The organism is Cognatilysobacter terrigena (genome assembly GCF_004361065.1).
Lineage (GTDB): Bacteria > Pseudomonadota > Gammaproteobacteria > Xanthomonadales > Xanthomonadaceae > Cognatilysobacter > Cognatilysobacter terrigena.
On record NZ_SELT01000084.1, the window covers coordinates 1 to 774 of the forward strand.

Genomic DNA, 774 nt, shown 5'->3' on the forward strand with positions numbered 1-774 from the left:
GCGGCGCGGCTTAACTCAGGTGTTAGCGCCCTATGGTAAGTGGCTTCAATTCTCGGTCGATCATCCAAGGCGCGCTCCTCTTGGCCGTCGGCTACGCTGCCTCGGCGTTAGCCGCCACTGGTGCCGCGAGTTCAGGCAGCAGGGTGCTCATTGCGGTCGCTGGCTTGCTGTTTCTTATCGCGCCTGTGGCTGCTGGCTTCCGCTCAGGTTTCATCGCCCAGACCCGCCGCATCACGCACGGGGTGCTTGCTGGTCTCGTCGGCACAACACTCGTCCTTCTCGGGCTCACCCTTCTCGTTCGTGCACCGCTCGCGCCTTCTCACTTCGCGGCTCTTGCCGCTACCCTCCTTCTTGGCTCTTGGCTGGGTTCGCTACTTGCGGTTGGCGTGGTATCCCGGCGCGGGCGCTAACAATTCGTCCAAGCCGACGCCGCTTAGCGGCGCGGCTTAACTCAGGTGTTAGGCCTCAGCTGGAGTGTCATGCACGTCGACCTAGCGCTTCTGGAAAATGACGAGCTGCTCCAAAGACTGCAACTTGAGGTGCTCTTGCAACCGCAAGTCGCCGAAACCGCCCACTTTAAGGTTCGATACTGGCTCGGCCGTACCGCGGCAGACATCGTCTTGGAAGACTTTGCCTCCAGCGTTGACCTCAAACGCGTTGCGCTTGACATGCCTATCCACGAGTCGAACGACTGGGAGTCGATTGATGCGGGTAGATATACGGTGGCGTTCTGGTGCAGGCTTGAGGCCTAACAATTCGTCCAAGCCGACGCCG

1 protein-coding gene is annotated in these 774 nt (G+C 60.6%); it reads right to left on the minus strand.

The window, feature by feature from the left end; genetic code table 11:
* Positions 1–491: 491 nt before the first annotated feature.
* Positions 492–774, minus strand: a 283-nt coding sequence (locus EVS83_RS15985; protein ID WP_208108786.1) for a hypothetical protein, incomplete at its 5' end; no start/stop codon positions are given.